Origin of the sequence: Aliiroseovarius crassostreae, from assembly GCF_049803815.1 — a bacterium.
GTDB classification, from domain to species: Bacteria; Pseudomonadota; Alphaproteobacteria; order Rhodobacterales; family Rhodobacteraceae; genus Aliiroseovarius; species Aliiroseovarius crassostreae_A.
Window position 1 is genome coordinate 902,728 of sequence record NZ_JBNAGI010000001.1, and the last position, 21,664, is coordinate 924,391.

The 21,664-nt window shown below is 59.2% G+C and carries 24 protein-coding genes; 20 read left to right on the top strand and 4 right to left on the bottom strand.

The annotated features are described in order from the left end of the window. Window positions 1–176: 176 nt before the first annotated feature. On the bottom strand, window positions 177–824 hold the full coding sequence (locus ACP15V_RS04455) for a carbonic anhydrase (protein ID WP_424942462.1): 648 nt from the start codon (window positions 822–824) through the stop codon (window positions 177–179). Between the two features lie 139 nt (window positions 825–963). Between ACP15V_RS04455 and ACP15V_RS04460 the strand changes: the two genes are divergently transcribed. The 3 genes from ACP15V_RS04460 to ACP15V_RS04470 all read left to right on the top strand — a co-directional run bounded on the left by ACP15V_RS04460 (window position 964) and on the right by ACP15V_RS04470 (window position 3,683). After that, entirely contained in the window at window positions 964–1,344 is a 381-nt protein-coding gene (locus ACP15V_RS04460; protein WP_424942463.1) for a hypothetical protein, read from the top strand. 111 nt (window positions 1,345–1,455) lie between these two features. After that, window positions 1,456–2,859 (top strand): leucyl aminopeptidase family protein, encoded by a 1,404-nt coding sequence (locus tag ACP15V_RS04465; RefSeq protein WP_424942464.1) that lies wholly within the window; start codon window positions 1,456–1,458, stop codon window positions 2,857–2,859. Continuing rightward, window positions 2,856–3,683, top strand: a complete 828-nt coding sequence (locus tag ACP15V_RS04470) for an NlpC/P60 family protein (RefSeq protein WP_424942465.1) — start codon at window positions 2,856–2,858, stop codon at window positions 3,681–3,683. Before ACP15V_RS04465 ends, ACP15V_RS04470 begins: the two co-directional genes overlap by 4 nt. 68 nt (window positions 3,684–3,751) lie before the next feature. Here the strand turns inward: ACP15V_RS04470 and ACP15V_RS04475 are convergent, their stop codons facing one another. Next, complete coding sequence (locus ACP15V_RS04475; protein ID WP_424942466.1) at window positions 3,752–4,114, bottom strand: DUF2794 domain-containing protein; 363 nt, start codon at window positions 4,112–4,114, stop codon at window positions 3,752–3,754. A gap of 350 nt (window positions 4,115–4,464) precedes the next feature. Between ACP15V_RS04475 and paaI the strand changes: the two genes are divergently transcribed. The 5 genes from paaI (at window position 4,465) to ACP15V_RS04500 (ending at window position 9,806) form a co-directional block, all read left to right on the top strand. Next, a complete protein-coding gene (gene paaI / locus ACP15V_RS04480) occupies window positions 4,465–4,890 on the top strand; it encodes a hydroxyphenylacetyl-CoA thioesterase PaaI (RefSeq protein ID WP_424942725.1) in 426 nt (141 codons plus the stop codon). 93 nt (window positions 4,891–4,983) lie between these two features. Then, complete coding sequence (paaK, locus tag ACP15V_RS04485; protein ID WP_424942467.1) at window positions 4,984–6,291, top strand: phenylacetate--CoA ligase PaaK; 1,308 nt, start codon at window positions 4,984–4,986, stop codon at window positions 6,289–6,291. 3 nt (window positions 6,292–6,294) lie between these two features. Then, window positions 6,295–6,873, top strand: coding sequence for a TetR/AcrR family transcriptional regulator (locus ACP15V_RS04490; protein ID WP_424942468.1), 579 nt, complete (start codon window positions 6,295–6,297; stop codon window positions 6,871–6,873). 109 nt (window positions 6,874–6,982) lie between these two features. Continuing rightward, on the top strand, window positions 6,983–7,426 hold the full coding sequence (locus ACP15V_RS04495) for a c-type cytochrome (protein WP_424942469.1): 444 nt from the start codon (window positions 6,983–6,985) through the stop codon (window positions 7,424–7,426). Between the two features lie 226 nt (window positions 7,427–7,652). After that, window positions 7,653–9,806, top strand: a complete 2,154-nt coding sequence (locus ACP15V_RS04500; RefSeq protein WP_424942470.1) for an acyltransferase family protein — start codon at window positions 7,653–7,655, stop codon at window positions 9,804–9,806. Between the two features lie 16 nt (window positions 9,807–9,822). On the opposite strand, the gene ACP15V_RS04505 is transcribed toward ACP15V_RS04500, so the two are convergent. Further along, the gene (locus tag ACP15V_RS04505) at window positions 9,823–10,101 is read right to left on the bottom strand and encodes an I78 family peptidase inhibitor (RefSeq protein ID WP_424942471.1); all 279 of its coding nucleotides are present in this window, start codon (window positions 10,099–10,101) and stop codon (window positions 9,823–9,825) included. 177 nt (window positions 10,102–10,278) lie between these two features. Between ACP15V_RS04505 and ACP15V_RS04510 the strand changes: the two genes are divergently transcribed. The 10 genes from ACP15V_RS04510 to ACP15V_RS04555 all read left to right on the top strand — a co-directional run bounded on the left by ACP15V_RS04510 (window position 10,279) and on the right by ACP15V_RS04555 (window position 18,358). Further along, window positions 10,279–11,391: an S-(hydroxymethyl)glutathione dehydrogenase/class III alcohol dehydrogenase gene (locus ACP15V_RS04510; protein ID WP_424942472.1), complete on the top strand. Its 1,113-nt coding sequence runs from the start codon at window positions 10,279–10,281 to the stop codon at window positions 11,389–11,391. 6 nt (window positions 11,392–11,397) lie between these two features. After that, window positions 11,398–12,654, top strand: a complete 1,257-nt coding sequence (locus tag ACP15V_RS04515; RefSeq protein WP_424942473.1) for a hypothetical protein — start codon at window positions 11,398–11,400, stop codon at window positions 12,652–12,654. Window positions 12,655–12,829: 175 nt separating this feature from the next. Continuing rightward, window positions 12,830–12,994: a hypothetical protein gene (locus ACP15V_RS04520; RefSeq protein WP_424942474.1), complete on the top strand. Its 165-nt coding sequence runs from the start codon at window positions 12,830–12,832 to the stop codon at window positions 12,992–12,994. An 83-nt stretch (window positions 12,995–13,077) separates the two neighbouring features. Then, on the top strand, window positions 13,078–14,055 hold the full coding sequence (mbfA, locus tag ACP15V_RS04525) for an iron exporter MbfA (RefSeq protein WP_424942475.1): 978 nt from the start codon (window positions 13,078–13,080) through the stop codon (window positions 14,053–14,055). A gap of 95 nt (window positions 14,056–14,150) precedes the next feature. Then, window positions 14,151–14,471, top strand: a complete 321-nt coding sequence (locus ACP15V_RS04530) for a cupin domain-containing protein (protein ID WP_424942476.1) — start codon at window positions 14,151–14,153, stop codon at window positions 14,469–14,471. A gap of 41 nt (window positions 14,472–14,512) precedes the next feature. Continuing rightward, complete coding sequence (locus ACP15V_RS04535; RefSeq protein WP_424942477.1) at window positions 14,513–15,439, top strand: AEC family transporter; 927 nt, start codon at window positions 14,513–14,515, stop codon at window positions 15,437–15,439. Further along, window positions 15,436–16,554 carry an NnrS family protein gene (locus ACP15V_RS04540; protein WP_424942478.1) on the top strand — a complete coding sequence of 373 codons (1,119 nt, stop codon included), beginning with the start codon at window positions 15,436–15,438 and terminating at the stop codon, window positions 16,552–16,554. Before ACP15V_RS04535 ends, ACP15V_RS04540 begins: the two co-directional genes overlap by 4 nt. Before the next feature lie 125 nt (window positions 16,555–16,679). Then, window positions 16,680–17,510: an S-formylglutathione hydrolase gene (gene fghA, locus ACP15V_RS04545; protein WP_424942479.1), complete on the top strand. Its 831-nt coding sequence runs from the start codon at window positions 16,680–16,682 to the stop codon at window positions 17,508–17,510. After that, a complete protein-coding gene (locus ACP15V_RS04550) occupies window positions 17,507–17,953 on the top strand; it encodes a YaiI/YqxD family protein (RefSeq protein ID WP_424942480.1) in 447 nt (148 codons plus the stop codon). The genes fghA and ACP15V_RS04550 overlap by 4 nt, the downstream gene beginning before the upstream one ends. Before the next feature lie 129 nt (window positions 17,954–18,082). Further along, a complete protein-coding gene (locus ACP15V_RS04555) occupies window positions 18,083–18,358 on the top strand; it encodes a hypothetical protein (protein WP_424942481.1) in 276 nt (91 codons plus the stop codon). A gap of 238 nt (window positions 18,359–18,596) precedes the next feature. Here ACP15V_RS04555 and ACP15V_RS04560 read toward each other — a convergent pair whose 3' ends face one another. Continuing rightward, complete coding sequence (locus tag ACP15V_RS04560; RefSeq protein ID WP_424942482.1) at window positions 18,597–19,238, bottom strand: LysE family translocator; 642 nt, start codon at window positions 19,236–19,238, stop codon at window positions 18,597–18,599. A 116-nt stretch (window positions 19,239–19,354) separates the two neighbouring features. Between ACP15V_RS04560 and sseA the strand changes: the two genes are divergently transcribed. Together sseA and ACP15V_RS04570 are read left to right on the top strand one after the other, a co-directional pair. Further along, on the top strand, window positions 19,355–20,239 hold the full coding sequence (gene sseA, locus ACP15V_RS04565; RefSeq protein ID WP_424942483.1) for a 3-mercaptopyruvate sulfurtransferase: 885 nt from the start codon (window positions 19,355–19,357) through the stop codon (window positions 20,237–20,239). A 4-nt stretch (window positions 20,240–20,243) separates the two neighbouring features. After that, window positions 20,244–21,428 carry an aromatic amino acid transaminase gene (locus tag ACP15V_RS04570; protein WP_424942484.1) on the top strand — a complete coding sequence of 395 codons (1,185 nt, stop codon included), beginning with the start codon at window positions 20,244–20,246 and terminating at the stop codon, window positions 21,426–21,428. Window positions 21,429–21,664 lie beyond the last annotated feature (236 nt).

Here is a 21,664-nt window from a genome sequence, read left to right on the forward strand (position 1 = left end):
TGGTTAACGCATCGTATAGCTTACGCGCCGTATATTGCCCGCGCCGTTAGACCTAAAGCGTTTCGGGATAAACTTGAGACACATGTTTGTCCCGAAACGCCCATGACATTGATATCTCTTACTGCGTTTCGGTTTTCCCCTGTGTCAGGTTAAAACCGAAACGCTTTAAGACCGCCTTACACCGGCTGGAACGAGTCGCTGGCAGCGTCGTAATATTCCAGCCCGCCTTCGCCGATATCGGTCCACAATCCATGCAGCGACAGTTGCTCGCTCTCCACCGCTTCTTGCACGAAGGGGAAGGTCATCAAGTTGTTCAACGACACAACAACGGCTTCTTTTTCCAGGTCACGGTCGGTGATATCCCCGTCTTTCGCCTCAAGCTTTTCATAGCCGGGCTTCAGCAGGCTGATCCATTTGCCGACAAAGCTGCTGCCATCTGACAAATCAGGGGCGTGACCTTTGCACATGTCATGAAACCCTTTCACCCCACCGCAGCTGGAATGCCCCAGTACGATCAGATGGGTGACTTTCAGCGCAGTTACAGCATATTCCACAGCCGCCGAGGTGCCGTGGTAATCACCTGCCGGTTCAAACGGCGGCACCAGGTTGGCGATATTGCGGTGCAGGAAAAACTCGCCCTGATCGGCCCCGAAGATCGACGTCACATGCACACGGGAATCGCAGCAGGAGATGATCATCGCACGCGGGCGCTGGCCCTCATCTGCCAGGCGGCGATACCACGCCTTGTTCTCCGCATATCCTGTGGCTTTCCATCCCTCGTAGCGCTGTACAAGATACGCGGGAAGCGGCTTGGCTTTGTCCATGTCATTCTCCTCCGATTTCGAACGGTTTTACCTATAATTCGCAGGGAATTCGAGCAATTTCTAATAGGTAGATATACGTTTTCTTGAGGGTTATTGCCCCAAGCTCTCTGGAACGAGGGAAAGTTTATGGGGTGTCGCCGTGAGCGCTGTCAAACTTATGCATCACAAGGAAACCGTCGGATTGGACCGGGATCAGCTGGAGGTATTGTTCCTGCAACACGGGCCGGTCGGGGCCGACAAAATTGTAAATCAGGCGTTGGAAGATCTGGCCGTCGGCCTGTCGCAACTGCGAAAGGCCGTCTCTGCGGATCGAAAAGACGATGCCACAAGGGAAATCCGCACATTGATCACTATCGCCCAGCAATTGGGCATGACCAAACTGGCCAGAATTGGGCGTGATGCCCTTGCGCTGGTGGGTCACAAGGATGTTGCCGCCTGCCACGCCGTCCTCGCGCGCCTGAACCGCGTGGGCGAGGGGTCATTGATTGCTGTGTGGGATCTGCAGGATATGTCGGTCTGAGCCACCGTTCAACGGGCGGTTCGCGGATCTGATCGCAAATGGGTTGCAGGCAGGTGGTGTGACGTTAGTCTGAGGGCAAACCACCCGTCAGCTCCAGCATACAGGTCCCCCATGACATTGCGATTTGCCCCCGAAACCGACACAAGCATTCCGTTGCACCTTCTTCACAAAGGGGATCCTGACGGGTTGGCCACCCTGCCCAGTACTGCCCGTACCTGGTGTGAAGCAACCGGATTTGCGCCCGGTTTGGGCAAGGCAATTGTCGTGCCGGGGTCAGATGGCAGGATTGAATGTGCGGTGGTGGGTTATGGCAGCGCACAGGATCGCGCCCGAAAACGGTTCGGCTTTGCCGCCGCACGTGCCACGCTGCCCCCCGGCACTTATACCCTGATGTCAGACCTTCCGGAACGAGAACTGGAAGAGGCGGCGCTTGGTTGGCTGTTGGCGGGGTACAGCTTTGATCGCTATCGCAAAAACGCAAGCAATCAGGCGCAGTTGACCGCGCCGGCGGGCGTGGATGCCGACCGGTTGGAAGCGATTGCAGCGGGAGAGGCGTTGACACGCGACCTGATCAACACCCCAACACAGGATATGGGTCCCGCAGAATTGCAAGCCGCCACCGAGGCGTTGGCAAGCCGATTTGGTGCCACGATCAGGGTCACATCCGGCAATGACCTGCTGTCCACAAACCACCCGATGATCCATGCCGTCGGTCGTGCTGCAGACCTGCCCGCCCGCGCGCCACGCCTTTTGGATATGCGCTGGGGCAAATCTGGCCCGACTTTGACGCTGGTCGGCAAAGGGGTTTGCTTCGACACGGGCGGGCTCAATTTGAAACCCGGCGGGTCGATGGCGCTTATGAAAAAGGATATGGGTGGGGCGGCCACGGTGCTGGGGCTTGCCCAGATGATCATGGCGCTTGAGCTGCCGTTGCAATTGCGGGTGTTGATCCCTGCCGTGGAAAACGCCGTGTCGGGCAATGCGTTTCGTCCGGGCGATATCCTGACCAGTCGCAAGGGATTGACGGTTGAGGTGAACAATACCGATGCCGAGGGGCGGTTGGTGCTGGCGGATGCGCTGGCGCTGGCGGATGAGGAAACCCCGGATCTGGTGATTTCGATGGCCACGCTGACGGGTGCCGCGCGCGTGGCGGTGGGCCCGGACCTGTCCCCGTTTTACGCCACAACCCCCGAAGACGCAGAGGCGCTGCGCAAAGCGGCCCGCAAGGTCGCCGATCCGGTGTGGGAGATGCCCCTCTGGGCACCTTACGAGGCGATGATCGAACCGGGCATTGCCGATCTGGACAACGCGCCGAAGGGCGGGTTTGCCGGGTCCATCACGGCGGCGCTTTTCCTCAATCGTTTTGTCACGGACACGCCGCGCTATATGCATTTCGACATCTATGGCTGGAACCCATCCGCCGCGCCCGCTCGTCCCAAGGGCGGTGTGGGGATGGGCGCGCGCGCGATCCTCGCGGCCTTGCCGGACCTTTTGAACCTGGACACCAAAGCATGAGCGATCCACGTCTGACACCCGCCAATCCGCGTGTGGCCCATGACAGTCTGCGTGGCAGGGTGCAGGCGGACCGCTTCTCCCCCGGCCTGCTGCGCCGGGTGGTCACGCCGGTTGCGGACATCCTGCGGGCGCCGGGTGGGGCACGGGACCGGCAGGCGCTCTATGGCGAGCAGCTCCTGATGTTGGAAGAGCATGAGGCCCATGCGTTTGTTCAGGCAGAGCGGGATGGCTATGTGGGCTATGTGGACGTGACCCAGCTTGGGGGGGCACAGCCCGCCACCCATTGGGTCAGCGCCGCCGCCACACATCTTTATTCGGAACCCGACTTCAAAACCCGAGACGTGATGGGGCTGTCATTCGGCGCCCGCCTGTCCATCGTGGCAGATCACGGGCGCTTCAGCGAAACCGCAGACGGGTATTTTGTGCCCAGCGCACATCTGATGCCCCGGGGTGACAAACTGCGCGACCCGGCCAAAACCGCAGAACTGTTTCTGGGCACGCCTTACCTGTGGGGCGGCAATTCGCGCGCGGGGATTGATTGCTCCGGCCTTGTGCAGGCGGCGCTTCTGGCCGCGGGGATCGAGTGCCCCGGGGACAGCGACATGCAAGAGAAGGTCGGGCGGGCCCTCCCGGCGGACGCCCCACTGGCACGTGGGGATCTTCTGTTTTGGAAGGGGCATGTGGCGATGGTGTTTGATCATGAGCGGCTGATCCATGCCAACGCACATCACATGTCGGTGGTATTGGAGGGGATCGACACCGCCATGTCCCGGATTGCCGATCAGGGGGATGGCCCGGTCACCGCGCGGCGGCGGCTGTGGTAACCAGAGTTTTCACAAAAATTCTGCGCCGAAGTTTTTTCGAAAGCTTCGGTTGCGCCATGTGGGCCTGATCAATCGATCGGACGGATCAGCTTGCGCTCCAGCACCCGCAGCACATTGCGCAGATCATCGCCACGTTTGAGCACCTGCCCGTCCATGGCAATCACCGAATACTGCCCTTGGCGCAGACGCAGTTTGGGGCGTTTTTCAATCCGATACAGCGGGTGCTCCGCTGTGCGGCGAAACACGGAAAACACCGCCAGATCGCGCAGAAAGCTCATCCCGTAGTCGCGCCAGTCGCCCGCCGCCACCATACGGCCATAAAGCCCCATGATCACGCCAAGTTCCTTTCGATCAAACACCACCTGATCCGATGTGCATTTGCTTGAAGAAGGCCCACCGGGGGTGTTGGTGTTGGAATGTTGGATATTCATAGCTCCAGCTTGCCTTGCCCGGCCGGTCAAATCAATCCCTAGCGGTTTCGAAGTTGCACCGCCGCAAGACCTGCCACACTCAAAGCGCCGCATTTTTGCCGCGAAATGAACTGCGAAAAAACCACTTGCCTCCCTTTTGCTGCCGCGTTGCCCCGTCAAACATGATCCTGTAGCGAGCGAATGCTCACCCCGGTGCCGTTTTTTACAGCCCCCACCCAGTATGCGGCACCGGGGCTACCTACACCTTCCCCGCGCCATACGCGCGGGTTTTTCATTTTCAGCGCCTTAACGGAACTATTGACCGCACGGTCGGTTTTGTGCATCCTCTCCCCATGGATCAGGACACAAAGATGACGCCAGAGATGCGGGCACAACGCTCGGCCGACGCCATGTGGGCGGATGACCCGGCCAGCCAGGCGCTTGGCATGTCGCTGGACGCGGTGGGGCCGGGCCGCGCGGTGATCTCCATGTCTGTACGCGCGGATATGGCAAACGGACATGGGATCTGCCATGGCGGCTTCATTTTCACCTTGGCGGACAGCGCCTTTGCCTTTGCCTGCAACAGCTACAATCACCGGGTGGTCGCCCAACACAATTCGATCACCTATCTGGCCCCCGGCCAGTTGGGGGAACGCCTGACCGCCACAGCGGTTGAGGTCAGCCGCGCCGGTCGGTCCGGCATCTATGATGTCACCGTCACAGGAGAAGACGGTCGGCAAGTGGCCTTGTTTCGCGGGCATTCCCGCCAGATCAAGGGCCATCATTTCGAGGAATAGTATTCGGCCAGGCGGAGGAAAGGGACCCCGCGCCGGCCACAGCAGCATTGGCATCTGATGGGAAGACGGATGCCGCGCGTCAGGGAGGAACGCATGGAAGATTTAACACCGAGCCGGGACAGTCTGGACCCGATCGAAATTGCCTCGCGCGATGAAATTCAGGCGCTTCAGCTGGAGCGGATGAAATGGTCGCTGCGCCACGCCTATGATAACGTGCCGTTTTACCGCAAAAGCTTTGACGATGCGGGCGTGCATCCCGATGATCTGAAATCTCTGTCTGACCTGGCGAAGTTTCCCTTCACGGTGAAGCAGGATCTGCGCGACAATTATCCGTTTGGTCTGTTTGCCGTGCCGCGTGAACAGATCGCGCGCATCCATGCCAGTTCCGGCACCACCGGGCAGCCTACCGTTGTGGGCTATACGAAAAACGATCTGACCATGTGGGGCAGCGTGGTTGGCCGTTGCCTGCGCGCCTCTGGCCTGAAACCGGGCGACGTGCTGCACAATGCCTATGGCTATGGGTTGTTCACCGGTGGGCTGGGCGTGCATGGCGGGGCGGAACAGTACGGCCTGACCGTGGTGCCCGTATCCGGTGGCATGACCCAACGCCAGGTGCGTGTGATCGAGGATTTCGGCGCCACCGGCATCACGGTGACCCCGTCTTATTCTTTGTCCATCCTCGATGCCTACAACAAGCAGGGGCTGGATCCACGCAAATCGCCGCTCAAGGTCGGGATCTTCGGCGCGGAACCCTGGACCAATGCCATGCGCGGTGAAATCGAAGACGCGTTCGACATGCACGCGGTCGATATTTATGGGCTGTCCGAGGTGATCGGACCCGGCGTGGCCAATGAATGTGTGGAAACCAAAGACGGGCTGCACATCTGGGAGGATCATTTCTATCCTGAAATCATCAACCCCGACACGGGCGAGGTCTGTGAGGATGGCGAGTTGGGCGAGTTGGTCTTTACCTCGCTCACCAAAGAGGGCTTTCCGATCATCCGCTACCGCACCCGTGACCTGACCCGCCTGCTGCCCGGCACCGCCCGGTCGATGCGGCGGATGGAGAAGATCACCGGGCGCTCGGACGATATGATCATCCTGCGCGGCGTGAACGTGTTCCCGACCCAGATCGAGGAACAACTGATGGACGTGCCGACGCTCAGCCCGCATTTCCAGATCGAACTGAACCGCCCCGGCCGGATGGACGAAATGCATGTGCATGTTGAAATGGCCGAAGGACAACCCGCCGAGGGGGCCGAAGCGGCCGCCCGCGCTCTGGCGGGCAAGATCAAATCCAATGTCGGGATCAGCGCAAAGGTTCATGTGGCGGATGCCGGTAAGGTTGCACGCAGCGAGGGGAAAGCTGTAAGGATCATCGACAACCGTCCGAAGGAGTAACCCATGCCGCGAGGGATTGCCCGCGATCACGAAGAAAAACGCGCTGCCATCCGCAAGGGGGCAGCCGCCTATTTCGCGGAGCATGGGTTCGACCGCGCCTCGATGACGGGCGCGGCCAAACATTGTGGCGTGTCAAAAGCGTTGATCTATCACTATTACGACAGCAAGGAAGCGCTGCTTTACGACATTCTCGACACCCATCTGTCGACCCTGGTCGCAGAGGTGGAAGCCGCGCCCGAGACCGATGGGTTGCGCGGGCTGGTCCGGGCCATTCTGGTGGCCTACAAGGGGGCGGATGCGGAGCATAAATTGCAGTTGGATGCCCTGTCCGTGCTGGAACCCGAAATGCAGGCGAAACTTTTTGACCTGCAGCGGCGGTTGATCGACATGATGGGCGAGGCGTTGAAATCAGCGGCACCAGAGGCTTTGGGGGATGGGGCAAAGCTGCGCCCGGTCACCATGTCTGTCTTTGGCATCCTGAACTGGTATTACATGTGGAACCGTCCGGGACAGGGTCTGAACCGCGAAGAATATGCCGATCTGGTAACAGATATGTTGCTGGGTGGGCTGGACGCCCTGTGATCTGCAATCTGCTGATCACAATTCTGTCAATTCCCTTTCACGACCCCACGGGTATTCTGGCCTGACAGAACCAAAAGCCAAAACAACCGTTCAGCCAAATGAGGGACCCATGAACCGTTTCACCCAAGTTATTTCTGCCACCGCTCTTGTCTTTGCCGTCACCCCGGCCCTTGCCCATGACGACGTAAAAAACCCTGCCGTAAAGGCGCGCATGATGACCATGGAAACCATCGGCGGCGGCATGAAAGTTCTGGCCGGCATGGCAAAAGGCGAGATGGAATTTGACAGCGCCAAGGCCGAGGCAGCCATGGCCACCATTGCCAGCGAAGGCATGAAGGTTCCTGCTCTTTTTGAGGCCAATGAAACCGACCCCAAATCCGAAGCCCTGCCCGCGATCTGGGAAAACTGGGATGATTTCGTGAAGAAATCCGAGGATATGGTGATGGCCGCCAAGGCCAATGCCACCCTGCCCGATCAAGGCACACTAGGGGCGTCGCTGGGAAAAGTCGGTGGCACCTGCAAGGCCTGCCACGACGAGTATCGCAAGAAGTGACCAGGGCCAAGCGCACTCATATGCAGATTGACATGTGATCAAGGGGGCAGATTTGCCCCCTTTTTCTTTATTCCGCGCCTCGGCCCCTATCGCCCCTTGATTGCACGCAAGAAGCAAAGCAAAACTTCCGGTAAACATCCCTGACGAACACCGGCCGCAAATTGACAATTCCCTGACATCGTTTCTCCTGTTTTGACGCCGCCTCCCTTTCAGAAGGCCAAACACCATGTATCTGCCCCATATTGACGGACTACGCGCGCTTGCGGTTTTGGGGGTCATGATGGCGCATTATGCGCTGCCCATCGGCAAAGGCGGGTTTCTCGGGGTGGATGTGTTTTTCGTGATCAGCGGGTTTCTGATCACAAGGCTGATTGCCCAGGAACACGCAGAAGGCCGGTTTTCCTTTCGGCGTTTTTATCTGCGTCGGGTGCGCAGATTGTTGCCCGCCGCACTGAGTGTGATTGCCGTCACATTGCTGGTCTTTCTGCCCATTCTGTCGGCCAATGACCTCGCCGATCTGCTGAAAGCAACCCCCGCTTCGATCTTGCCCGTCGCAAACATCTATTACTACGGAACGGTCGGCTATTTTGATATCAACGCCTGGGCCCGGCCATTGCTGCATTTCTGGTCTCTTGCCGTTGAAGAGCAGTTCTATTTCCTTTGGCCCGCGCTTTTGCTGCTGGCTTTGTCCCTGCGCCCCCGAACCGCACCGATCATGGGGGCGGTGGTGCTGGCTGGCAGCCTCGGTGCGGCAGAGCTTATCCGGGGGATCAATTTCAACGCCGCCTACTACCTGCTGCCGTTTCGTGCCTTTGAACTGATGGTTGGGGCCCAGTTGGCCTTGATCATGCGCCACAAGGCAGAGGCAAAGCACTATCTGCCCAAGTCCCAATCAGACGAGGTGCGCCCATCGGTTTTGGCGGCCATTGGGCTGATCCTTGTCCTGTCCAGTTTTGTGGTGTTCGACAAGACAACACCCCTGCCGGGGGTCTTGTCGCTTTTGCCCTGTCTTGGCACCGCGCTTTTGATCCGTTTTGGCGCACATGGCCCCATCGGGCGGCTGTTTCAGCACCGGATCACCGTATGGATTGGGCTGATCAGCTATTCGCTCTATCTCGTCCATTGGCCGATTTATGTCTATCTGCTCTATCGGCTGCCCGATGACCCGTCGCTGGCGCTGAAGCTTGGCCTGTTCCCGCTGGCCATTCTGATTGCCGCCGCCAATTATTACTTCATTGAACAACGGTTCCGAAGACCGGCACGGCCCAAAGCGCGGTTCGGCAACTGGCCGGTGCTGGCCGGGATTGCCGCTGCGGCCATGATGCTGACCGTGCCGACCTATCTGAAATACAAGGACCGCTCGTTTGGGATCCGCACCCAGGATGCCGAAATCCCGCTACATCCCCTCGGGGCAAGACGTAGCCAAGCCACATGGCATGAACTGCCCCAGGCCAAGGCCATCCGGATCTATCAACCACGCGACGAACAGGTCGATGGCCCTCGGGTTCTTCTTTTCGGGGACAGCCACGCCGAGCATCTGGAAACCGGCCTTGTGCACCTTCTGATCCCACAGGGTTTCACCCTTGAAGCCGCAACCCTGCCCGGTTGCCCTCCTCTGTTCGGGGTGGCACGCAATTTTGATCTCCCTGATCGCGATGCCTCCCGGAAGATATGTCTAGACGCTTCCTCAGGACTTAAAGAGAGACTGGCAAATCAGGAAAAATACGATGCCGTGATCCTCGCCGCGCGCTGGGTTGATATGGTGGAGCGGTCAGATTTTGGCGACCTGGCACGCCGTCGGGAACTTTTGATGCGACCAGAGGCATTTTCACGTGATGGCAAACCGCCCACCTCCGGGTCGGATGCCGCGGCCGTTCAGACCTCGCGAAACCTGTTTGCCCGGCAATTGGACAAAAGCCTTCGACAACTGAGGGCAACCGGCAAACCCGTTGTCGTGTTCAGCCAGGTGCCGGAACTGGGCAATGACCTGTCACGCTGCATGACCCTGTTTCCTTGGGTGCAGGACGCGGCGGGCTTTGCCAAATCCTCGCGGTGCGGACAAATGCCAAGCGACGCAAAACGCGCGCGGGCGCGCTTCACCGATCAACTTATTGAGGACACCAGCCAACGCCATGGGGCCTTGGCCGTACTGCCAACAAAACTGATGTGCGGGGCCAAGGACCAGCCTTGTTTGCAAGTGGATTATGCGGATGAATGGAACCTTATGTTTCGCGATTCCAATCACTTGTCCCGCAAGGGCAGTGTCGATCTGGTGAGGGCAGCGGAACAGCAGCTTGGCTTGTCCGCGTTCCTGTCAGACAAACCCGCAATCCGGCACGAGCTTGCGGCGCAAACCGAACCGCACAGGAGACATCAATGACATTCCGGGGCGTGCTTCAATTGCAGGTCAACCCGATAATCCGATCCCGATCATCCAGGGTCACCGTCAGGCGGTCTGCGCGATAGTCCATCGTCACCGCCTGATCAGGCCGCACCACCCGGGCGGGCCCCTGATACCGCAGCGCCTCATAGGCCGAGACATCTTTGCCCATCAAATGCGCCATGCCCGGCGCCGGGCAGTTCTGCACAAGCGGCGGTGCCGCAGCGTCCGACTGGCAGCCGGCCACGCCCATGCAGGCCAGCGCCAAGAAAATATGTAAGATTTTTTGCTCCATACCTGAGTTTTGTGTCCGATGTCGCGCCGAAGCAAGGACAGGTCGCCCATGTGTTGCTTTCGCGCTGGGTTTCGCTCAGGGTGAAAGCGCGTGCTCTCTCGGGCGGTTTTCGGCTGTCCTCCTGTTATACCCAGCAGGACAGCCGAAAACCGCTATTGATTTATTGGAGGATATCCCATGCGCACACGTGCTGCTGTTGCCCTTGCCCCCGGCAAACCGCTTGAAGTGATGGATGTGAACCTGGAAGGCCCGCGCGCGGGTGAGGTTCTGGTCGAGATGAAGGCCACCGGTCTCTGTCACACCGACGAATTCACCCGGTCCGGCGATGATCCCGAAGGCATTTTCCCGGCCATTTTGGGCCATGAAGGGGCCGGCGTGGTGATCGAGGTGGGCGAAGGGGTGACCTCTCTGGAAGTGGGCGATCACGTGATCCCGCTCTACACCCCGGAATGCCGCGAGTGTGACTATTGCCTGAACCCGAAAACCAACCTGTGCCAGTCGATCCGTGCGACGCAAGGTCAGGGGCTGCTGCCCGATGGGTCCACCCGGTTTTCGATGCTGGATGGTACGCCGATCCACCACTACATGGGCTGTTCGACCTTTGCCCAGCACACCGTGGTGCCGGAAATTGCGCTGGCGAAAGTGCGCAAGGACGCGCCGTTTGACAAGATCTGTTACATCGGCTGCGGCGTGACCACCGGGATCGGCGCGGTGATCAACACGGCCAAGGTCGAAATCGGCTCGACCGCTGTTGTGTTTGGTCTGGGCGGCATTGGTCTGAACGTGATCCAGGGCCTGCGCATGGCGGGGGCGGATCAGATTGTCGGTGTCGATCTGAACGACAGCAAAGAAGAAATGGGCCGCCATTTCGGCATGACCGATTTTGTGAACCCGTCAAAAGTGGATGGCGACATCGTGGCCCATCTGGTCGAACTGACCGGCGGCGGCGCGGATTACAGCTTTGATGCGACCGGCAATGTCAACGTGATGCGTCAGGCGCTGGAATGTGCGCACAAGGGCTGGGGCGAAAGCATCATCATCGGCGTCGCGCCTGCAGGTGCCGAGATTTCCACCCGCCCGTTCCAACTGGTCACCGGCCGGGTCTGGCGCGGCACCGCCTTTGGCGGCGCGTCGGGGCGCACGGATGTTCCGAAAATCGTCGACTGGTATATGGACGGCAAGATCGAGATCGACCCGATGATCACCCACAAGCTGACACTGGACCAGATCAACGAAGGGTTTGAGCTGATGCACAAGGGAGAAAGCATCCGGGCGGTTGTGGAGTTCTGAACCCCGATGACAAAACGCTTCGAACTCACACCTGAGTTTGTTGATACACAAGCTCCTCCGGAAACGGGGGAGCTTTGGTTTTCTGATAGCATCGTTCCCGGACTAGGGCTTCGATTGCGGGCAGGCAAAAAGGGCGGAACTGCCAGCTATTGTTTGCGCGCAAAAGATCAAAACGGGAATTGGACGCGACGACAGTTCAACACTTTGGAAGTTTTTCTAGACGTTCACAACGACGGCGACCCAACACCTTTCTTCTCTCGCAGTTTGGGATCTTTCCTGCCCCATGCCCGCAAATGGGCGAAGCGGCAGAAGAAAACTCTGTCCGGTGACATCAGCACACCAGAAGCTCGACGAGATCATTGGCTAGAAAAGCGCGAACTGGCGAAGCGTACTCATTTCGGAGATCACCTGGATGCGTTCTTTGCAGCGGTGCATCAAGACGCGAAACAGAAATCATCCCCGATTAACGCACAACGCAATCTCGATCAGTTGGAGCAGCTTTGTTGGCGAACCATTCCCCAAACATTGCGTGACCGTCCCTTTGGATCGTTATCGACAGTAGAATTGGTCAGTTCATTGACCATCAACGGACGGGACATCACACAATTTCAAGCCATTCTGGGGACCATTACACAACTTCAGCGCAAGCTTGGCATTCAAGGCGCGAACCGTGATCTGACTGCGGATGAGTTGTATCCCGCGTTTCGCGAGCTACGCGAAGAACAGATCAAAGATTGGTATGACGGGACCGGGGACAGATACCGGGCAATCCGCAAAGAAGTATACGACCAACTGAATTCCGCGCCTCTGGGGCATATCCCGTCAGCCTGTGTGGCACTTTACCTAACAACCGGAGCAAAGCTTCGACCAACACTCTCTGCCCGCTGGGATCAGTTCAAAGGGCAAAGCTGGTACCCATATCCCAAAGGCAGCCGGGCCAGTTGGTTTTGGGCAGAAGAACGTATTGATCCTGAAATGCAGGAATTCCTAGGCGCGTATCGCACCCAGCTGGAGAAACAGTTTTCGGACTCACCTTACTTGTTTCCATCCAGAATGAATGCATCAGGGCACATCACATCAGTTCAGCGGTACTGGCGAAAGATTGTCCGCGTAACGAGCTGGGATGAAGATACGCATGGACCTGCCTCGCTTTACCTCTTTGCATCTTCTGTAAAAGCCCGGCATTCCCCTTCCTATATTCGTAAACCAGGTACGATGCTATTCCATGCCATCGAGAATTCGAAACGACAGTTTGAGATTTAAATTTTGTCCCAAATGGGTAGCACACATCACCGCATTATGATTAATTTATTTGATTTCAGCAGCATAGAGACAGGTTCGAGTCCCTCACCAAAACACAAACGCTTTTCCAGTCTTAACCCAACATCTATGCAAAACCCGAACGGCCGTTCTTCTTCCAACTCTGAAGGAGACACAAATGAAACATCTCTCGGATGTCGAAATCGCGGTGATCAAAGCACGCATCCAGCGTGGTGATCGCTATCACGAAATTGCGGCAGACTACCGCATCAATATCGGTCGGCTGTCTGACCTCAAGTACGGGCGGCTTCGCCCGGATATCCAACCTGCGCGGTTAGTGTAACTCTATTGGCAAGAAGGTAAACTCTCTCTTGCCAATCCTGTCAAACCCTCTAAGTTAGAACCATTCTAATCAGGAGCTTCCCCATGCTGTCCGGCACATTGCAACGCCGTCGATTTTCCGACCTGTCCGAACAAGAGATCCTCGCGCTGGCGATTTCCAACGAAGAGGATGACGCGCGGATTTATCGGCAATATGCCGAGCATTTGCGAGAGGATTTCCCGTCCTCCGCCAAGGTGTTTGACGGGATGGCGCTGGAGGAAGACGAGCATCGGCGCATGTTGATCGATGCCCATAAGGCGCGGTTTGGTGACGTGATCCCGCTGATCCGCCGCGAGCATGTGGCGGGGTTTTATGCGCGCCGCCCGGTGTGGCTTGTCGAAAACCTCGGGCTGGAAGCGATCCGGGCCGAGGCGCGGGAAATGGAGCGACAGGCGGAGCAGTTTTACCGCAAGGCGGCGGACCGCACGCAGGATGCGGATACGCGCAAACTGTTGGGGGATCTTGCGGCGGCTGAGGCAGATCATGGCAATGTGGCCGGGCAGCTGGAAGCCCAGCACCTGACCGATGAGACACGTGGCGATGAGGATGCGGACGCCCATCGTCAGTTCCTTTTGACCTGGGTGCAGCCCGGACTGGCCGGGCTGATGGATGGGTCAGTTTCAACACTCGCCCCGATTTTCGCCACCGCCTTTGCCACCCACAACACGCACACCACCTTTCTTGTTGGGCTTGCGGCCTCGGTCGGGGCGGGGATTTCGATGGGGTTCACGGAAGCGGCATCGGATGATGGCGAGCTTTCTGGCCGTGGCAGCCCGGTCAAGCGCGGCTTTGCATCGGGGATCATGACCACCCTTGGCGGTTTGGGTCACGCAATGCCCTATCTGATCACCGATTTCTGGACCGCCACCACCATCGCGATCATCGTGGTGTTTATCGAGCTCTGGGCCATTGTCTGGATCCAGAACAAATATATGCACACCCCGTTTGGACGCGCCACGATGCAGGTGGTTCTGGGCGGGGCATTGGTGTTTGCGGCAGGGGCTTTGATCGGCGGAGGATAGGGGGTGGCAGCCCCCTTCATCCACCATTATCCGGATTTCCGTTGCCAAGCAGCGCGCGCTCGTGCTGGATGAGGCAAACGTAACGGAGACCCTCCATGTGCGCCAACCACGATCAGACCTGCACCGCCATCCCCACCACCCAGATCGACAATGACAGGGTGCGGGTGACCGAATGGCGATTTCCACACAAGGGCGCGCGCACCGGATGGCACCGGCATGACTATGATTATGTGGTGATTCCCCTGTTCAACGGCACGCTTCGGATCGAACTGCCGGGGGATGAGGTGGTGATTGCCGAACTGCGCCATGGCGAGCCCTATTATCGCGAGTTGGGTGTGGAACATGATGTGATCAACAACAATGATTTCGAATGTGCCTTTGTCGAGGTGGAGCTGCTGGAGGCCCCAAAACGCTAAGCCCCCTCGCCTTCCTGTGTCTTGCGTGATAGCCCGATTTCATGATTGACATGCTTCTTCAGACCCTGCCATTTTTCGCCCTGATCGGGCTTGGCTTTGGTGCCGCCGCGCGGGGGTTCTTTCCGCCGGACGCCACGGCCTATCTCACTCGGTTTGTGTTCTATTTCGCGCTGTCGGCGATGCTGTTTCGATTTGCCGCCAACCTGACCCTGGCCGAGGTGTTGAACTGGCCGTTTATCTGGGCCTATGCCGCGGGGGGCGCGGTGATTTACGTGATCGCCACAGTGGTGGCCTTGGTCCGCAAAGTGGGGCTGGAGGAAGCCGCTGTCGAAGCGCAATGCGCGGTGATCGGCAACACCGGGTTTCTGGGCGTGCCGATGTTGGCGCTGTTGTTGGGCGAAGCTGCAATCGGCCCGGTGATGCTGGTGCTGGCGGTCGATCTGTTCCTGTTTGGCAGCCTGATTGTGATCCTGATCACAGGGTCACGCGATGGGCGGGTCAGCCCCGCGATCCTGACCACCATCACAAAAGGGCTGGCGACCAACCCGATGATCGTGTCTATCGCGCTTGGTTTTGCCTGGTCGGCCACCGGATGGGCCTTGCCGGTGCCTGTTGATCGGTTTCTAGACATCCTGTCGGGCGCGTCCACCCCCGGTGCGCTGTTTGCCATCGGCGCATCCCTGGCCGTGAAATCCGCCGAACGCCTGTCGGTGGCCAGCTGGTTGAGCTTTGCCAAGCTGGTCTTGCACCCGGCCGCAGTCGCCTTCTTTGCGCTGGCTGTTTTTCATGTCGAACCCTATTCCGCCGGGGTGATGATTGCCGCTGCTGGTCTGCCGGTTGCGGGAAATGTTTACATCCTTGCGCAGCATTACAATGTCGCACCCCATCGCGCTTCTGCCGCCATTCTGGTATCGACCGTTTTGTCGATTTTAACCGTCTCTGCCATCATTGCCTGGATAAGCTCATGATCCTTCTGACCGGCGCCTATCGCCTGTTTTTTCCCGCCGCGGCTTTGTTTGCCGGGGTGGCTGTTCCTCTGTGGTTGGCGCTTTATATGGGCGCGGCTGACCTGATCAGCGATCCGTTCCTGTGGCACCAGCACGAGATGCTTTTCGGCTATCTGCCCGCCGCGCTTGCCGGATTTCTGTTCACCGCAATCCCGAACTGGACCCGGCGCCCTGGCCTGCCGCCCGTGGCGATTGCGGGCTTGTTTACCCTGTGGCTTGTGGCACGCGTGGCGATGTTCGTGGCTCCTGAGGCGTTGGTGTCAGATGCGATTTCTCTGGCCTTCCTGCCGGTGGTGGCGGGGCTGGCCCTTGGCAATTTGATCCTGGCAAAGAACAGCCGGAATTACGTGGTTGCAGCGGTGATCTTTGCCCTGTCGCTGTCCCAGGCCATGTTTCTGTTTGCGGATACCGATCTGGGGCTGACCGCAGGTTTTGCGCTGAGCTTCGTCTTAATGGTGCATATTGGCGGGCGGGTGACCCCGGCCTTCAGCCGCAATTGGTTGAAGAAACGCGGCGCTGCGAAAATACCCGCTGGATTTGGCCCGGTGGACCAGGTCGCCATCACCCTGTCAGCCGTGACCGCCGTCAGCTGGACCACATTGGGCATTGGCCCGATCACCGGGCTTTTGGCCGCGTTGACCACCGTCGCGCTCGCCTTGCGTCTGTCGCGCTGGTGCGGGTTGGCGGTGCGATCCGAACCCCTGTTGTTTGCACAGCACGCCGCCTATGCGTGGCTGGTCATTGGCGTGGCATTGCTCGCCCTGTCCGGCATCGCAGATTTGGCCTCAGGAAGTCAGATCCGTCACGCATTGGGCGCAGGCGCCATCGGCACCATGACGGTGATTGTGATGCTGCGCGCGGTCTTGGGCCATTCGGGGCGCCCGCTGGAGGGAGGCAGGCTCGACACCACGTTGCTCATCTCTCTGCATCTGGGGGCAGCCCTGCGCGTGACGGCGGATTGGTTCGGCGCACCGATGGGCATGATCCATGGCGGCGGGACACTTTGGGCCATCGGGATGATCCTCTTTGTGATCCGCACCCTACCCATTGTCTCCGCCCCACGCGTGGACGCCTGACACCCTGCAGATTTTCATCCCCAAGAGGTCGCAAACCGGTGCTCTTTGTCGAGGATTGTCGCTACACTTGCTGTAACACCATATTGCGGGCCATCGGCCCAAAACGCATCTAAAGGAGAGCGCGGATGGAAACCCAATCGGAAAACGCTTGTTTCGGTGGTACGCAGGGCGTCTATACCCACCGATCCAAAGCCACCGGCACCGACATGACCTTTGGTCTGTTCCTGCCCGCCGAAGCGCAGGACGGGCCAGTGCCGGTGCTCTGGTATCTCTCGGGCCTCACCTGCACCCATGAAAATGCCATGACCAAGGCCGGGGCCCAGGCCTGGGCGGCCAATGAGGGCATCGCGCTGATCTTTCCCGACACCTCGCCGCGTGGGCCAGGCGTTGCAGATGATGACGCCTATGATCTGGGCCAAGGGGCCGGGTTCTACGTGAATGCCACCGAGGCCCCCTGGGCACCGCATTTCAACATGTGGGATTACATCACCGAGGACCTGCCGGAACTGGTATTCAATACTTTTGCACTGGACGCAGACCGGCAGGGCATCACCGGCCATTCGATGGGCGGCCACGGCGCGTTGACCATGGCCATGACCCTGCCGGAACGGTTCCGGTCAGTCTCTGCATTATCCCCGATCTGCAACCCGACCAATTCGGACTGGGGCCAGAAACAACTCGGCGCGTATCTGGGCGAAAACAGTGCGGACTGGGAAGCCCATGATGCCAGCCTTCTGATGAAGAACAACGGGTTTGAAGGCCCGATGCTGATCGACACCGGCACCAAGGACCAGTTCATCGATCTTCTGAAACCCGAAGCGCTGGCATCCGCCATCGCCGCACGCCGCCAACAGGCGATCTTCCGGATGCAGCCGGGCTATGATCACAGCTATTTCTTCGTCTCAAGCTTCATGGAAGACCATGTGAGCTTCCATGCCGAGGCCCTGTACGCGTGATCTATGTCGACGCCGATGCCTGCCCGGTGAAAGCCGAGGCCGAAGCGGTGGCCACGCGCCACCGCCTCAAGATCTTTTTTGTCTCGAACGGCGGGCTGCGCCCGTCGCAAAACCCGTTGGTCGAGATGATCTATGTGCCCGATGGCCCGGATGTGGCCGACATGTGGATTGCCGAGCGCGCGGGCAAAGGGGATGTGGTGGTGACCGGCGACATCCCTCTGGCGGCGAAATGTGTCGAGGCGGGTGCGCAGGTGCTGCGCCCCAATGGCGAGGCCTTGACCGAGCGCAATATCGGCCAGACACTGGCCACCCGTGACCTGATGACCGACCTGCGCGCGGCTGATCCGTTTCGCCAGGGCGGCGGCAAACCGTTTTCCAAGGCCGACCGGTCCCGTTTTCGCGACGGATTGGAACGCGCGGTTCAGGCTGCCAAACGCGTCTGACGGGACCGATGCGCTTTGATCACCTGACCAAACGGGGCGAAACCCGGTTCTTTTCCCCTTATCCCCTGCACTTCCATCCTGTTGGATTCTCACACACCGGGGGCGACCCCAAAACCAAGTGAGGGTATTATGGAAGTTCTGATCAGTCTTATTGCAGGTGCCGTGGGCGGCAATGTGGCCGGCAAGGCCGTAGGATCCATCAACCAGGGCACGTTGATCAACTCGATCGCCGGGATTGTCGGCGGCGGCCTTGGCGGGCAAATCCTGTCGATGATGGGGGCCGGGGCACTGTCGGGAAGCGGGTTGGACCTGATGGGCATCATCGGGCAACTGGCCTCGGGCGGCGTGGGCGGCGGCGTGGTTCTGGCAATTGTCAGCGTGATCAGAAACGCAATGTCCAAGTGATTCAACGCGCTGCGTGACACCTGGATGTTGGCAAACGGCAGACTGGGAAATATCCCGCAGCTTTCCCCTTAAACGCAAAGGTGATTTCCGGGACACTATCCCTGCAGCACACCACGCAGATTTCTGCGTTTATCGGGTGGGGCCGAGCGTTCTAATGTTTGTGTTCTGAGTGCGGGGGGCGTTTCGCCCCCCATTTTCATGCCGCTATTTCATGCCACCGTAGGACCAGTTTTCCAGCTCAACTGCGTCGCGCCACTTCGGCCACGGTTTGCCCCAGGATCACCGCCCCCGCCGCACCAATGACCCCGGCCGCAATGCGGTTCAGGCGCAGCAAAGCCACCGGGCTTTTCATCAAGCCGCGCGCCTTGGCGGCAAGAAAAGCATAGGGCGTCAGGGTCACAAACAGCACAATCACCGTCAGGATCGACAGTTCAAACCAGGTCAGAACATCAATCTGCCCCAGATCCACAACGGTCGGCAGAAGGGCAAGATAGAACACGATGGCCTTGGGGTTGGACAGCGTCACCGCCACCCCGCCCACAAACGCCTTCAACGCCCCGTGGCTCTTTTCTTTATGAACTTTGGTCAGCCCCGCTTCGCTGCGCCAAAATTTGTAGGCCAGATAGATCAGGTACAGCCCGCCGAGGATCTTCACCACAACAAAGGCACCGGCAAACACTTTTGCAATCGCAGCCAGCCCGGCAATGGCAACGGTTAGGTAAATCACGTCCCCCAAGGCAATGCCCGCCAGCATGAACATGGCCACCCGGAACCCCGCTCCCAAAGATTGCCCGACAAGGGCTGCGATTCCCGGGCCGGGGATCACGGCGGCAATGGAGAGCGCCAGCGCATAGGTCAGAAGCGGGGTAATACTGTCCATGGGATGATCCTCTTTGAAAAACGATTGGATCATAAGCAGCGTAAGTCCGTCCCACAAGGAGATTTGATCCCTTTTCGCCGCATCACCCTTGCTTAACCCCGCGCCGCTTTGTAGGCATGATACGACGTATCAAAGAGGGCCTTCCTATGCCGCATAGCGACCCGAAAACCCTTGTTTCGACCGAATGGCTTGAAACCCATCTGAAAGACCCGGACCTGCGCGTGATCGACGCCAGCTGGTACATGCCCGATATGGGCCGTGACGCGAAGGCGGAATATGACGCGGCTCACATCCCCGGCGCGCGCTTTTTCGACATCGACGAGATTGCCGACCTGCGATCCGACCTGCCGCATATGGTGCCGCCGGTTGAGAAATTCATGTCGCGGATGCGCGCCATGGGGATCGGTGACGGGCATCAGGTGGTCGTCTATGACGGGATGGGCATGTTTTCCGCCGCCCGCGTCTGGTGGTTGTTCCGCCTGATGGGCAAGATGGACATTGCCGTGCTGGATGGTGGCCTGCCGAAATGGCAAGCCGAAGGCCGCCCGATCGAGGATCTGCCCCCGGTCATCCGCGACCGCCACATGACCGTGAGCCGTCAGGCCCATATGATCAAGGATGTGACGCAAGTTGCTGCCGCCTCCAAACTTGGCGATTACGAAATCATCGACGCGCGCAGCGCGGATCGTTTCAGGGGGGACGTGCCTGAACCGCGCGAAGGCCTGCGCCCGGGCCACATCCCGAACTCGAAAAACCTGCCCTTTGGCGAGCTCTTTAACGCCGACGGCACCATGAAGGACGAGGCCGGCATCCGCGCCGCCTTTGACGCCGCCAAAGTGGACCTTGCCAAACCCGCCATCCTGTCCTGCGGGTCCGGCGTGACCGCCTGTATCCTGGCCCTGGCCATGGAACGCATCGGCCACGACCGCCACGCCGTTTATGACGGAAGCTGGTCGGAATGGGGCATGTATAATGATCTGAAAGTCGCAACCGGAGAATAACGCGATGTTCAACACCCTCAAGGCGCAGCCCGTCGACAAAATCATGGCGCTGATGCAGATGTATCGCGAAGACCCTCGCGAGGACAAGATCGACCTTGGCGTCGGCGTCTACAAGAACGCGCAGGGCGTGACCCCGGTCATGCGCGCGGTAAAGGCCGCCGAAAAGGTGCTGTGGGACGTGGAAGGTACTAAATCCTATACCGGTCTTGCAGGCGATCCGGCCTATGGCAATGCCCTGTCCGGTCTGGTGTTGGGCGATGCCAAAGACACCACCCGCCTGTCGATGGCGGCGCAGCCCGGCGGCACCGGTGCAATCCATCAGGCGGTGGAGCTGATTAAAATGGCCAACCCGGATGCCACCATCTGGCTGTCCGCACCCACCTGGCCGAACCACCCGTCGATCATCAAGCACCTTGGCGTGGCCATGGCCGAATACCGCTATTTCGACAATGAAACCCGCGCGGTGGATTTCGACGGGATGATGGATGACCTGAAGGGCGTGAAAGCCGGTGACGCGGTGCTCTTGCACGGCTGCTGCCACAACCCGACCGGTGCCAACCTGAACCTTGAGCAATGGAAAGAGGTCGCAACCCTTCTCGAAGCCAAAGGCGCGATCCCCTTCATCGACATCGCCTATCAGGGCTTTGGCGACGGGCTGGAAGAAGACGCCGCCGGTGTGCGCCTGATTGCCCAATCGGTGCCCGAAGTGATGATCGCCGCCAGCTGCTCGAAAAACTTCGGCATCTACCGCGAGCGCACCGGGCTTTTGATGACCCTCTCGGCCAATGCCGATCAGGCCGGTGTGACCCAACAGAACCTGACCCACCTGAACCGCCAGAACTTCAGCTTCCCGCCCGATCACGGCGCGCGCCTTGTGACGATGATCCTGGAAGATGACGGTCTGAAAGCCGACTGGATGGCGGAACTGGAAGAGGTGCGCCTTGGGATGCTTGGCCTGCGCCAGCAACTGGCGGACGAGCTGCGCAACCGCACCAATTCCGACCGCTTCGGCTTTATCGCAGAACACCGCGGCATGTTCTCGCGCCTTGGGGCCACGCCTGAACAGGTCGAGAAAATGCGCGTGGATCACGGGATCTATATGGTGGGTGATAGCCGCCTGAACATCGCGGGCCTGAATGCCGACACCGTGCCAGTTCTGGCCGAAGCGATTGTGGCGGCTGGCGTATAAAGCCACCCGTCCTAGTCAAAATCAAACGGCCCCCAGTCTAAATACTGTGGGCCGTTTTCATTTTATTCCGATGGTGCCGAGAGGGCGGCGCAGACCCGTCTACGCTTTCACGTCCCGGCTGATCCCCTTGCCCAGTCTTTCCCGCCGACTGAACTAAGGGCAACTCAATGTAGCCAGGTGCGAAAAGAAAGAAAAGGAGGCTGACCGGCCCCCTTTCCACCCCTGTCGGACTTGCG